This is a genomic window from Notoacmeibacter ruber, assembly GCF_003668555.1.
In the GTDB taxonomy this organism is placed as follows: domain Bacteria; phylum Pseudomonadota; class Alphaproteobacteria; order Rhizobiales; family Rhizobiaceae; genus Notoacmeibacter; species Notoacmeibacter ruber.
Genome location: NZ_RCWN01000001.1, coordinates 1677831 through 1689561, shown reverse-complemented (window position 1 = coordinate 1689561; position 11731 = coordinate 1677831). Strand labels below are relative to the sequence as shown.

The 11731-nt window shown below is 60.6% G+C and carries 9 protein-coding genes, 1 other RNA gene and 1 pseudogene; 7 read left to right on the top strand and 4 right to left on the bottom strand.

Features of this window, described 5'->3' with window-relative positions; translation table 11 throughout:
- Positions 1-135: 135 nt before the first annotated feature.
- Positions 136-3960: an AsmA family protein gene (locus D8780_RS08030; protein ID WP_121645121.1), complete on the top strand. Its 3825-nt coding sequence runs from the start codon at positions 136-138 to the stop codon at positions 3958-3960.
- Here D8780_RS08030 and D8780_RS08025 read toward each other — a convergent pair.
- From D8780_RS08025 to ssrA, 4 genes are all read right to left on the bottom strand, one after another.
- Positions 3918-4208 carry a ribbon-helix-helix domain-containing protein gene (locus D8780_RS08025; RefSeq protein WP_121645120.1) on the bottom strand — a complete coding sequence of 97 codons (291 nt, stop codon included), beginning with the start codon at positions 4206-4208 and terminating at the stop codon, positions 3918-3920. The two genes, D8780_RS08030 and D8780_RS08025, sit on opposite strands and share 43 nt — an antisense overlap.
- Before the next feature lie 14 nt (positions 4209-4222).
- Complete coding sequence (locus tag D8780_RS08020) at positions 4223-4402, bottom strand: DUF4169 family protein (protein WP_121645119.1); 180 nt, start codon at positions 4400-4402, stop codon at positions 4223-4225.
- Between the two features lie 2 nt (positions 4403-4404).
- Positions 4405-4992 carry an SspB family protein gene (locus D8780_RS08015; protein WP_121645118.1) on the bottom strand — a complete coding sequence of 196 codons (588 nt, stop codon included), beginning with the start codon at positions 4990-4992 and terminating at the stop codon, positions 4405-4407.
- Positions 4993-5125: 133 nt separating this feature from the next.
- Positions 5126-5498, bottom strand: a transfer-messenger RNA (tmRNA) gene (ssrA, locus tag D8780_RS08010).
- 87 nt (positions 5499-5585) lie between these two features.
- On the opposite strand from ssrA, the gene D8780_RS08005 reads away from it, so the two are divergent.
- From D8780_RS08005 to D8780_RS07980, 6 genes and pseudogenes are all read left to right on the top strand, one after another.
- On the top strand, positions 5586-5903 hold the full coding sequence (locus tag D8780_RS08005; RefSeq protein WP_158598465.1) for a DUF2853 family protein: 318 nt from the start codon (positions 5586-5588) through the stop codon (positions 5901-5903).
- 80 nt (positions 5904-5983) lie between these two features.
- Positions 5984-6778 carry a thymidylate synthase gene (locus D8780_RS08000; RefSeq protein ID WP_121645116.1) on the top strand — a complete coding sequence of 265 codons (795 nt, stop codon included), beginning with the start codon at positions 5984-5986 and terminating at the stop codon, positions 6776-6778.
- 99 nt (positions 6779-6877) lie between these two features.
- On the top strand, positions 6878-7375 hold the full coding sequence (locus D8780_RS07995) for a dihydrofolate reductase (RefSeq protein ID WP_245412388.1): 498 nt from the start codon (positions 6878-6880) through the stop codon (positions 7373-7375).
- A 138-nt stretch (positions 7376-7513) separates the two neighbouring features.
- The gene (hflK, locus tag D8780_RS07990; protein WP_121645114.1) at positions 7514-8734 is read left to right on the top strand and encodes an FtsH protease activity modulator HflK; all 1221 of its coding nucleotides are present in this window, start codon (positions 7514-7516) and stop codon (positions 8732-8734) included.
- Positions 8731-9615, top strand: a pseudogene (gene hflC, locus D8780_RS07985) (protease modulator HflC); the annotation flags it as partial. The gene hflK and the pseudogene hflC, both read left to right, overlap by 4 nt.
- Positions 9616-10023: 408 nt before the next feature.
- On the top strand, positions 10024-11694 hold the full coding sequence (locus tag D8780_RS07980) for a Do family serine endopeptidase (protein ID WP_245412298.1): 1671 nt from the start codon (positions 10024-10026) through the stop codon (positions 11692-11694).
- The last annotated feature ends 37 nt before the right edge of the window (positions 11695-11731 follow it).

Sequence of the window (11731 nt, the reverse complement as noted above, 5' to 3'; positions counted from 1 at the left end):
TACTCTCTATTCCGTCTTCCAAGCGGGAAGTTTTGGCTTTGAAGCCGCGTTTGCCCAGCAATTGCTCTGCATAGGGTGGTGGCGGGCTTGAACCGCAAGGCAATTCGCGGTTTGTGTGGCGATTGACGGCGCGAACTGTCGAGGAGAATCGCTCTGGCCCGTTTACTGGTCTTCATCGGAGGAATACTGGTCGTCGTTCTGGCGGCGGCGGCAATCTTGCCGCCCTTTATCGACTGGACCGATTATCGCGGGCGCTTTGAGCAACAATCGTCTCAATTGTTGGGACGTCCTGTTTCCGTGGACGGCCAGACCTCCGTGCGACTGCTGCCTTTTCCCTCCATCACCTTTCACGACGTAACGGTGACGGATGAGGAGGGAGAGCCGATCCTCGTCTCGGAGACCTTTTCTCTGGATGCAGAACTGGGCCCGCTTCTCTCAGGCGAGTTTCGCATCTTCGACATGCGGATGGACGCGCCTCTTCTGCTGCTTCAGGCTCAGCCCGACGGACGGGTCGACTGGCCCTTTCACATGCGTATTCCCGAAGGATTACAGCAAATCACCGTGGAGCGACTGGCCATTTCCGATGGCGCGCTCTTCATCAATCGGGGAGAGGGGCGCTCCGAAATCAGGGTCGACAACGTCGATGCGGAACTTTCTGCCCGATCGCTCGCGGGGCCGTGGCGAGCGGACGGGAGCGCGTTGGTCGCCGGAATTGGCACGGTGGATGTCGGCCTGTCGACAGGGACGCAACGCCCCGACGGTTCGGTCGGGATTTCGGCACGGGTAAGGCCCGAAAATTATCCGGCTTCACTCGTTGTCGAAGGCGGGCTGACGTCCGAAAACGGCTTTCCGCGGCTGGATGGAAACTTTCGGCTAAGACTGTCCGAGCCGGACGAGGACGACAGCGATACTGCTGCGGCCATCCGCGTGAACGGAACGCTCCAGGCAACGCCAAACAGCCTCATCAGCGAGGAGTTGCGTTTCGAGACGGGCCCGACCGATGCGCCCTATGCGGCGACCGGATCCGGCCGGTTGGATCTGTCGGGCGAACCGGTTTTCGCCATCCGTCTCGAAGGTGACACTTTGGGGGGCTCGCTTTCCGGCGATGATCCTGCGGGTGAGTTGCGCGGCACGATCGAGGATGAAGAGGCGCGCTTCGGCCGCTCGAGTCCTGTTTCGCTCACCGAAATTCGCGAGCAGATCCTCAGCTTCTTTGCCACGCTGCCTGCTCCGACGATCGATGGCCGTTTGGATCTTCGATTGCCCGCCGTGATCGACGGCGCCACGACCATTCGTGATCTGGAACTGGCTGCCGAGGCGACGGACGGTCAATGGCAGGTCAACCAACTCGCCGCCGATCTTCCCGGACGTACGAGGCTTGAAGCGACCGGCCTGCTCAGGACCGGAGAAAACCCCGGCTTTGATGGACGTGTGGTGCTGGCCATTCGACAGCCGGCCAATTTTCTGGACTGGTTCGGCGTTCGCCGGTTCGAGACGCTTGCCACACTATCCGCGGCTGGATTCGAGGCCGATCTGTCTCTCGACAGGCAACTCACAAGGTTTTCCGATCTTGAGCTGGTTGTCGGCCCGTCGCGGTTGACCGGCTCGATCGAGCGATCGGAGGATGGAGGCGCTCTCGTCGCCGAACTACAAACCGATGGTCTGGGCGAAAGTGCGATCGATCTAATCGCCGGGCTACTCGGAGAACGGCTTGGTGCGGGCCAGGACGTATCGTCGCTCACGCTCAATCTGACGGGCGGGCCGCTCGTCTATTCAGGACTTACGGCAGATCGAGGCACGATCAGACTTCGCTCCGGGCAAGATGCGGTCGAGATCGACGAACTGCGCCTGGACAATCTTGCCGGCAGCCAGATCGCGGGAACCGGGAGCGTCATCGCCGGCGAGACGGATTCCCAGCCCCGTTTCGACCTCGATCTGACCATTCTTTCCGACGACCTTTCCGACCTGACGGCTGCGTTACGGGGCGTTCCATCCCTCTCAAGACTTGCGCGGCTGGGCGATAAACGGCTCGAAAACGCCCCTTCGCTGGGTCGCGATGTGCGGCTGGACCTGAGCGTTCTGGGTGCTTCCGGCGATGCCCTTGACGTGACCTTCGAAGGCGAAAGCGCTGTTGCGGAAATTTCTGGAAACGGGGATCTCCGAACCGGCGAGGAGGGGCGACCCGTTCGGTCCGGATCCCTTTCCCTTAGGACAAGTGGATTAAGGCCTGTCCTTGCTGCTCTTGGCTTCGAGGTCCTCCCGCTGGAGGCCGACGGACGTTACGCGCTGGACGCCTCGCTCGATGAGGAGGGAGCGCTCTCGGGCCAGTTGCAGGGCGATGACATGGCGGCCCAGGCGGAACTCCGCCTGCTGGAGGATGGCGGAGCCGGCGGTTCCTTCTCGATTCAGGCGAACGATATCCTGCCGATCACCCAGCTTCTTGGATGGGCAGCGCCGACCGATGCACTTTCCCTGCCGTTCAGCCTCTCTGCCGAAGCGCGGCAATCGGGTGATACCGTTCAACTGAGCGAGATGAGCGGCGCTGTCGGGGATAATGCCTACAGCGGTGCCATGCGGATTTCAGCCGGTGAAGCCGTGCCGGAGGTCGATGGAGAGGTGTGGACCGATCGTTTTGATCTCGGCGATCTCGTCTCCCGTCTCGTTGGCGAGGAGTTGCCTTCGATCGCGCTGCCCCTCTCGTCTGAGGGCGAGGGTACCGAGGCATTGGACGAGGGGAGCGAGGGTTCTATCGATGGGCGTGCCGATAACGCGTTTGCCGCGCCTCAAAGCCTCCCCTTCCACGGCACACTGGCGCTCCAAAGCGGTGAGATCAGTCTCGGCCAAATATCGGCCGAGAACGCCAGTCTTGTGATCGAAGCTGCGAGCGAGCGCCTTGCGCTACGTGAATTCTCGGCGACACGGAACGGATCGGCGGTCAGTGGGGCCGCAACCTTAACCCGAAGTGGTCCCTCGCTTCTTGCCGATCTGGAAATCGGGGTTGCCGATGTCCGCCTCGCCGATATCAGTGACGGCTATCTTGACGGCTCCGTCAGCTTTTCCTCCCAATTGACCGGCGGCGGAACAGATCCGGCTCGCCTCGTCCGGTCGCTCAGCGGCTCGGTGACGGTGACGCCCTCCGGGGATGTGGTGGCGGTTCGCGGGTTGGCGACAGACATTCTGGGCCAGACACTGGCGCGCGCCGATCGCCTGGAGACAGAAAGATCGCAGACAAATGCGCCGATCGATCCCACCGAGTCGATTGGCCCCGCGGTCGAACTGGCGCGCTCGGCGCTCGCCAATGGCGAAGCGGTCGAACTGGCATTGCAGCCATCCACCTGGACGGTCGCGAGCGGCGTCGCAAGAAGTCCGCGCCTTGAGTGGCAGGTGCCGGGCGGTTCGCTGACGGGAACCATGGCTTATGCGATACCGAGCAATGATATCAACGGCGATCTGCGCCTTGTGCTCGATCCAATCGGCGAGACGGCCATGGCTTCGCTTCAGCCCGCTATCGGGATCAAGCTTGCTGGTCCACCCAACGCGGTCTCGGCCACGATCGATACGACGATACTGGAACAGTATCTGACGTTGCGTGCGGTCGAGCGGGAGCAGGCGCGTCTCGAAGAGCTTGAAAAGCGGATCGCCGAAGAAGCTGCCAGACGCCGGGCAGAAGCGGAAGAGCGACGCCGTCAGCAGGAAGAGGAAGCGCGCCGCAGAGCTGAAGAGGAGCGGCGTCAGGCTGAGGAAGAGGCCCGGCGTGCCGCTCAGGAAGAAGCTCGACGTGCCGCCGAGGAAGAAGCGCGGCGACGCGAGCAAGAGGCCCAATCAAACGAAGCCGAGCGTCCTGGGAGCGAAATTTCAACGCCAGACGGTAATTCGGGACAAACGGGATCGTCCGGCCTCGATCCGGCCGAGCGGCTTCAACTCGAAGAGCTGGTGCCGGACCTCGTCCCTGACGGCTGAATGTCCGACTCCGTCGGCGCTCCAAGCCGCTCGCCGCAACGCTGTTGAAGATCGGCGAGCACGACAAGCCGGAGCGCACTGGAAAGATTGGTTGTCTGGGGGCGTGTCGTATCGACGGACCTGACGAGTGCCGCCAGCGTCATGCCCCGCCGTTCGGCCAGCAATTTCAGCGCCTGAAGGAACGGCTCCTCCAGGGAAAACGATGTCCGGTGTCCCGCGATGGAGATGGATTGCTTGCGGATCGTCATCGGGCGGGGGCCGGCTAGGATTTGTCGAGCCGATGTCCGTCGAGATTCCGCACTTTTCGCAAGCGTTCGTTCAGCGTTTCGGATTTTTCCGACAGCGTCCGACCGTGGAGGCGGCGGTTTTCGTCCGCCTGAACTTCGCGTTCCTCACGCTGCTTGCGTTTGCGCTCGCGGCGGAGGTTGACGATCTCCGCCATAATCACTTGTTCTTGCGAAAGGCGTCGAGCGAAACGACATCGGCGGCCGGCTTCTTTTCCGTCTCCGTCTGCTCGTTGTCGCTGTCTTGTGCGCCATCCTTGGCGGTTTCAGCCTTTTTCTTGTCGGCGCGACCCACCTTTGCCGGCTTTGCTTCCGCACCTTCGTCTCCGGAAGGGACCGCAGCTGGTGCTGGAAGGGAGGTCACTTCGGCATCGTGAACGGCCGCTTCGTCCAGCCGGACATCGAATTCCAGCTCGAAATTGACACTCGGATCATAGAAGCCGCGCACAGCGGCAAAGGGAACTTCCAGCTTTTCCGGAATGTCGGAAAAGGACAGGCCCACCGAGAAGCCCGTATCGGTGACCGTCAGGTCCCAATACTGGTACTGCAGAACGATGGTCATCTGTTCCGGATATTTTTCCCGCAAACGCGAGGAAACGCGAACGCCGGGAAAATTGGTAAGGAAGGTAATGAAGAAATGGTGGTTACCGGGTAGGCCAGCCTTGGTGACTTCCGTCAGTACCTTGCGCATGACGCCGCGAAGCGCTTCCTGCGCCAGAATGTCGTAACGAATTTGATCCTGCGTCATTTCCGTGTTCGGTCCTATCGGCATTCGGCTCCGGCCTTTGAAAACGGGTATAGCGCAGCACAAGGGCCGCGTCACTCATCCTTGAACGACGAAGCGTTAATAGAACGTCGAAGAAGGGCGAAATGAGGAAAAAAGTGGAGGCTTCTGTTGCCAGGCGCCTCCGGGCCCCGCCTGAAAAGTGCTAGCTTCTCAGGACTTCAATTCGAGACTATCGCGCTGCTTACGCAGCGAGACGTGCCTCAGCATAGTTGTCGTTGGCAACTATAAGGTTCGACCCGATAACGGTGGTATCATGCCGGGCAAAAAGTCGATCTTTACACCCTCGTCGATCCTATTTCGCCCCCATCACCAGCCGTTGCCAAATCCGAATTTTCAACGGTTCGTGGTGGAGGCGCCGGGAATCGCACCCGGGTCCGATAGGCTTATTTCATCGCCCGTTTATTGCCATAGCCGACCCGAAAGCCGGCAAGAACAATATAGGGTGGGCTGGCTGCGGATGGAAGAGGTTTGGATGAAGGAGTCTGCTGCCTTGCAGATGGGAGGCTTTTCGGCTGGACTGCATGTCGTCATTGCAGCCGGAAAAGGGGGGCCTCATGGCCAAATATGCCGAGCATCTCAAAAAGTACGACAAGGATGCCGATATGGCTGTCCTCGAGGCCATCGAAAAACGCTATGCCTCGGTACTGGCCCGGCGCGAGACCCGGACCGTTGCGTGCAGCCAGAAATCCGAGCGCGAAACCGTCGCCAAAAACTGGGCACAGGAAAAGCTCGGCGTTTCCTATGAAGAGGGGCTGAAAGCCGTCGAGGCGATGTGCGCGATGATGAAGGGCAACCGCGCTAAAAATCGTGCGGTCTTCTATTATCTGGTGGCCAAGAAACTCGACAAGCTGGACGCCATACGCGACATGTAAAGACGCGCCAGGCCATAGCGTGGTGTTCCCATCGAAACGACTCGGATAGCTTTGGCGGATAACGCCAAAGGGGAAGATGAATGCGGCAATATCTCGATCTTCTGGATGACGTTCTGGCCAACGGCGTCGATCGCGGCGACCGGACAGGAACGGGGACGCGCGGTGTCTTTGGCCGTCAGATGCGATTCGACCTCTCGCAGAGCTTTCCGCTCCTGACGACCAAGAAACTGCATCTGCGCTCGATCATCCATGAATTGCTCTGGTTCCTCAGGGGCGAGACCAATATCGGCTATCTGAAACAGAATGGCGTAACGATCTGGGATGAGTGGGCCGATGAGAACGGCGACCTCGGTCCTGTTTATGGGGCCCAATGGCGATCCTGGCCCGATGGCGATGGCGAAACGATCGACCAGATCGCGCGTGTGATCGAGCAGATCCGGACCAATCCCAATTCACGGCGACTCATTGTCTCGGCATGGAATCCCGCCCAGGTCGACGAGATGGCGCTGCCCCCGTGCCACTGTCTGTTCCAGTTCTACGTTGCCCATGGGAAGCTGTCCTGCCAGCTCTATCAGCGCAGCGCCGATATCTTCCTGGGTGTGCCGTTCAATATCGCCTCCTACGCTTTGCTGACTGCAATGGTGGCGCAGGTTGCCGGGTTGGAGCGGGGTGAATTCGTTCACACGCTTGGCGATGCGCACCTGTACCACAATCATTTCGATCAGGCGCGAGAGCAGCTCAAGCGAGAGCCGGGGCCGCCGCCATCCTTATGGCTCAATCCGGCCGTGACCGAGGTGGAGGATTTCACTTTCGACGATATCAGGATCGACGATTACGTCGCTCAACCCACCATCCGTGCGCCGATCGCCGTTTGATGTGGCAATTAATTCGACGAGGTGAACGTGTCTGATATTGCGCCCATAGCTCTGGTCGTCGCCGCTGCCGAGAACGGAACCATCGGCCGTGACGGCGAAATGCCGTGGCATCTTTCGACGGATCTGAAGCGCTTCAAGACCATCACGATGGGCTGCCCCGTCATTATGGGCCGCAAGACGTTCGAAGCCGTGGGCAAGCCGCTACCCGGCCGGCTCAATATCGTGGTGACCCGAGACTATGACTGGGAAGCGGAGGGCGTGCTGCGTGCCGGCTCTCTGGACGCTGCGCTGGATCTGGCCAACGCGCATATCGAGAGCGCTGAGCGGCAGGCGCGTGAGGATGGCGAGCAGGATCCCGAGCTCGACATCTGTGTGATCGGCGGTGGGCAGATCTATGAACAGGCCATGGGGCTGAGCGATATCATCCACATCACAAGGGTTCTGGCCAAAATCGAGGGCGATACGTTCTTTCCAGACATAGCGGAGGAAGAGTTCGAGCGTGTGCATGCCGAAGACGTTCCCGCGGGCCCAAAGGACACTCACCCCACACGTTATGAAGTCTGGCAGCGGCGCGATCAGAAGGCTTATCCCGCCTAAAAAGCCGGCATGCGATCACCATAAAGGCTAAAAGCGCTTCCCCCGCGTTGAATTGACAGGGCGCGCTTCCTATTAAGAGTTCAATTCTTCTTGTCTTCGCGCGGGTGCGGGAGGACGCGCATTAAAGTTGGAGGCGCAATGCCCTGGAGTAATCAAGGCGGCGGCGGTGGTGGCCCATGGGGCGGCGGCGACCGTGGCGGAGGACGCAATAACGGACCGTGGGGGAATGGTCCCCAACGCCCACGGGGTCCGCAGAACAATACGCCTGATCTCGAAGATATCATTCGCCGCGGCCAGGATCGTATCCGCCGCATGGGCGGTGGTTCTCGCGGTGGGGGCGGTGGTGGAAATGGCGGACTTGGCGCTGGCATGATTGCGGGGCTCGTTGCTCTCGGCGTCATTGGTTTCGTCGCCTTCCAGTCCTTCTATACCGTGCAGCCCGATGAAGTCGGCGTCGAACTCCTCTTCGGTAAGCCGAAGCAGGAATTTTCGGAGCCTGGACTGCACTTCCACGCATGGCCGATCGAAACGGTCGACAAGGTCACGACAGCCGAGAAGCTGGTGACGATCGGCTCGGGCGGGACGACTCGCGATACGTCCGGCCTGATGCTGTCGGGCGACCAGAACATCGTCGATGTCGTGTTTTCCGTCGCTTACCAGGTGGTTGACCCTGCCAAATACCTCTTCGCTGTATCGAACCCGGACGACATGCTGCGTCAGGTTGCCGAAAGCGCGATGCGTGAAGTTGTCGGCCGCCGGCCTGCGGAAGATATTTTCCGCGATGACCGTGCAGGCATTGCCGAGCAGGTTCGCTCGATCGTGCAGGCGACGCTGGACGACTATGAGGCCGGACTCGGTTTGAACGCGATCTCGATCGAGGATGCGGCGCCGCCTTCGCAGGTCGCCGATGCCTTTGACGAGGTGCAGCGCGCAGAGCAGGACGAAGATCGTTTCGTCGAGGAGAGCAATCGCTACTCCAACCAGGTTCTGGGTCAGGCTCGCGGTGAGGCGGCGCAGATACTGGAAGGCGCGGCAGCCTACAAGAACCGCGTCGTGCAGGAAGCAACCGGTGAGGCGCAGCGCTTCTCTTCGATTTATGAAGAATATGCCAAGGCTCCCGAGGTGACGCGCAAGCGCCTTTTCCTTGAAACGATGGAAAATGTCCTGCGAAACTCGAACAAGGTGATCCTGGAGCAGGGTGCCTCAGGCTCGAACGGCGTGGTGCCTTATCTTCCGCTCGACCAGCTTCAGCGGCCGGGCGATCAGCGTTCGTCGACCACAGGAAACGCCAATACGTCGTCGTCCTCTTCCGGCCAGACGTCGGGACAGTCCGTCCGTTCGAGGGAGAGCCAGCAATGAACCGCTTTACAGCCCTTCTCATAGCGCTGGCGGTGATCGTGGTGATCGCCCTTTCATCGATCTTCGTGGTCAATGAACGCCAGCAGGCCATCGTTCTTCGCTTCGGCGAGATCGTCGATGTCGAGGAACAGCCCGGCCTTTATTTCAAACTTCCGATCCTCGACAGCGTTCAGCTGATCGACGACCGTATCCTCCGCTTCAACCTCGACGATATCCGCGTTCAGGTGTCGGGCGGTAAGTTCTACGTGGTGGACGCGTTTGTCGCGTATCGGATCAACGATCCTCGCAGGTTCCGACAAGCCGTTTCGGGCTCCGTACCGTTGGCAGAACAGCGTTTGCGCACTCGTATGGATGCTGCCTTGCGCCGTGTTTACGGCCTGCGCGGTTTCGAAGCCGCACTGTCGGACGAGCGCACGGAAATGATGCGTGAAGTCGCTTCGCAGCTTCGGCCTGCCGCCGAGCAGCTTGGTCTGGAAATCGAGGACGTGCGTATTCGCCGGACAGACCTGACCGCCGAGGTCAGCCAGCAGACCTATGACCGCATGACCGCCGAGCGTCTGGCCGAAGCCGAGCGTTTGCGGGCGCGTGGCCGTGAGGCCGCCCAGCGCATTCGCGCGCGCTCCGACCGCGAAGTGGTCGAAATCCGCGCCGATGCGCAGCGTCAGTCGGAGATCCTGCGTGGTGAAGGTGACGCGGAACGGAACCGAATTTTTGCCGATAGTTATGGCGAGGATCCGGAGTTCTTCGACTTCTACCGCTCCATGCAGGCCTACGCGCAATCGCTGCAAGATACCGGCTCGACGCTGGTCCTCTCGCCTGACTCGGAGTTCTTCCGCTATTTCACTCAGGCTGGGGGCGGCTCGCTCTCTTCGGTGGCTCCCGTCACGCGGCAGGGCCCGGAACTGACAAGCGGCGACGAGGGTGGCGAAGTTCAGGAGCAGGCTCCGGTGTCACCGGATGGCGGCACGCAGGGCGATGCTGCGACGCCTGAAGGGCCCGCTGGGGGAGCGCCGTCTCCCGATCAGGGCGAGGCTCCTTCGGTCGAAGCTGATGACACTCAGGACGAGCCGGAAGGTGCGGTCGAGACGGAGTCATCGTCAGACGCCGCTGAAAGTGAAACGGCTCCCGCGGCCGGGAACTAGTTTCTTCTTCCGTCATGATGAAAGAAGGCGCGGGACCCGTTCCGCGCCTTCTTTCCATTAAAAGGTGGAAAGGTGCCTCGCTAAGGGCATGACGCCGAATTATCATCGTCCTTGCGCAGACGTTTGCGCGTCTTTTTGGAGTTCTGGATGTTGCTTCGTCGCTTGCCACTCGGTCGTGTTGCCGCTGTTACACTTTTCGGAGCGATGATTGCGTTCGCTCCAGCGGTACTGGCGCAGGAGGCCCCGCCTCAGCCAATGCCCGACCAACTGACACCTGGCCCGCAGGACGACCCTACGGCACCGGTCCAGCCATCTCCCCAGGTCGATCTGCCGGCGAAACCGCCACAACTCGATCTCGTGCCTGTTCCCGAGACGGAAGATAACGCCAATCTGAGCGCTGATGGCGATCGCAGACTCGCCAGCGGACCAGAATCGGTCGCTGATCTTGCCGAGAAACTTTTGCCGGCCGTGGTCAATATCTCGCTGAACCAACCACCGCCGGAAAGCAGTGGTGGAGAGATTGCGCCACCCGACCTGCCGGACGATTCGCCCTTCAAGGAGTATTTCGAAGACTTCTTCAACAATCAGGAGCGGGATGCGCCCGAAGGGCCTACCAGTTCACTTGGCTCGGGCTTCGTCATCGATGCGGACAATCGCTATGTGGTCACGAACAATCATGTGATCGAAGGTGGCGGCGAGATCACGGCCGTTTTTCCCGATGGCACCCGGATTGGTGCGACGCTGCGCGGTACCGATGAGAAAACCGATCTCGCCGTGCTTCAACTCGACGAAAGCGACCATAGGCTGACGGACGTCAAATTCGGTCCCTCACAGGAGATGCGTATCGGCGACTGGGTTATGGCGATCGGCAATCCGTTCGGCCTTGGCGCGACGCTGACCGTTGGAATCGTTTCTGCGGTCAACCGCGATATCGAAGCGGGGCCCTATGATGATTTCATTCAGACCGACGCCGCCATCAACCGTGGCAATTCGGGTGGCCCGTTGTTCAACATGTATGGCGAGGTCATCGGCATCAATACGGCCATCATCTCGCCTTCGGGCGGATCGATCGGGATCGGTTTTTCCGTTCCGTCGGATCTGGCTCGCGGCGTCGTCAATCAGCTGATCGAATATGGCGAGACACGGCGCGGATGGTTGGGCGTCCGGATCGAGCCCGTCACGCCTGATATCGCGGAAAGCCTCGATCTTGAAAAGACAGAAGGCGCGCTCGTTGCGGCCATCATCACGCCGGGGCCGGTCGATGGGGGCGAGATACTCGCAGGCGACATCATCCTGAAATTCGACGGCCGCCCTGTGACCCAGTCCCGCGATCTGCCGCGTATCGTCGCCGATACAGAGGTCGGCAAGACGGTCGATGTCGCCATTATCCGCGAGGGAGAAGAGAGGACGGTCGAGGTAACACTCGGCCGGCTTGAAGATTCCGAGAGGGCTTCCGCCTCGGATGATGAGGCTGAGGGCGGAACCGGTGAGACGGCGGATGATGCCGAGGAGGCAGGCCCTGCCGCCCTTGCCGGGATCGAGCTTGGCGAAATCGACGCGTTGGCCCGCTCGCAATATGCGATCGGGGAGGATGTGAGTGGCGTCCTCGTCTCCTCCGTTGTGCGTGGTTCAGATGCAGAGGAACGGGGGATCGAAGCGGGGACGGTGATCGTCGCAATTTCGCAGGAGCTGGTCTCGACGGTTGAGGAGGCGATGCAGCGTCTGGAAACCCTACGCGAGAACGGCCGACAGAACGCTTTTCTTCTGTTGGCGCGGCCGGATGGTGAGACGTTTATAGAGACGCTTCCAATCGAATAGGCGCTTCGAACCGCGTCCGGTTCGGTGACAGAAGAGA

What these genes read in the sequence shown, in the direction of transcription:
- D8780_RS08025 (WP_121645120.1), bottom strand. Translation starts at nt 4,208, where the DNA reads ATGACGATCCGCAAGCAATCCATCTCCATCGCGGGACACCGGACATCG.
- D8780_RS08020 (WP_121645119.1), bottom strand. Translation starts at nt 4,402, where the DNA reads ATGGCGGAGATCGTCAACCTCCGCCGCGAGCGCAAACGCAAGCAGCGT.
- D8780_RS08015 (WP_121645118.1), bottom strand. Translation starts at nt 4,992, where the DNA reads ATGACGCAGGATCAAATTCGTTACGACATTCTGGCGCAGGAAGCGCTT.
- D8780_RS08005 (WP_158598465.1), top strand. Translation starts at nt 5,586, where the DNA reads ATGGCCAAATATGCCGAGCATCTCAAAAAGTACGACAAGGATGCCGAT.
- D8780_RS08000 (WP_121645116.1), top strand. Translation starts at nt 5,984, where the DNA reads ATGCGGCAATATCTCGATCTTCTGGATGACGTTCTGGCCAACGGCGTC.
- D8780_RS07995 (WP_245412388.1), top strand. Translation starts at nt 6,878, where the DNA reads ATGCCGTGGCATCTTTCGACGGATCTGAAGCGCTTCAAGACCATCACG.
- hflK (WP_121645114.1), top strand. Translation starts at nt 7,514, where the DNA reads ATGCCCTGGAGTAATCAAGGCGGCGGCGGTGGTGGCCCATGGGGCGGC.
- D8780_RS07980 (WP_245412298.1), top strand. Translation starts at nt 10,024, where the DNA reads ATGTTGCTTCGTCGCTTGCCACTCGGTCGTGTTGCCGCTGTTACACTT.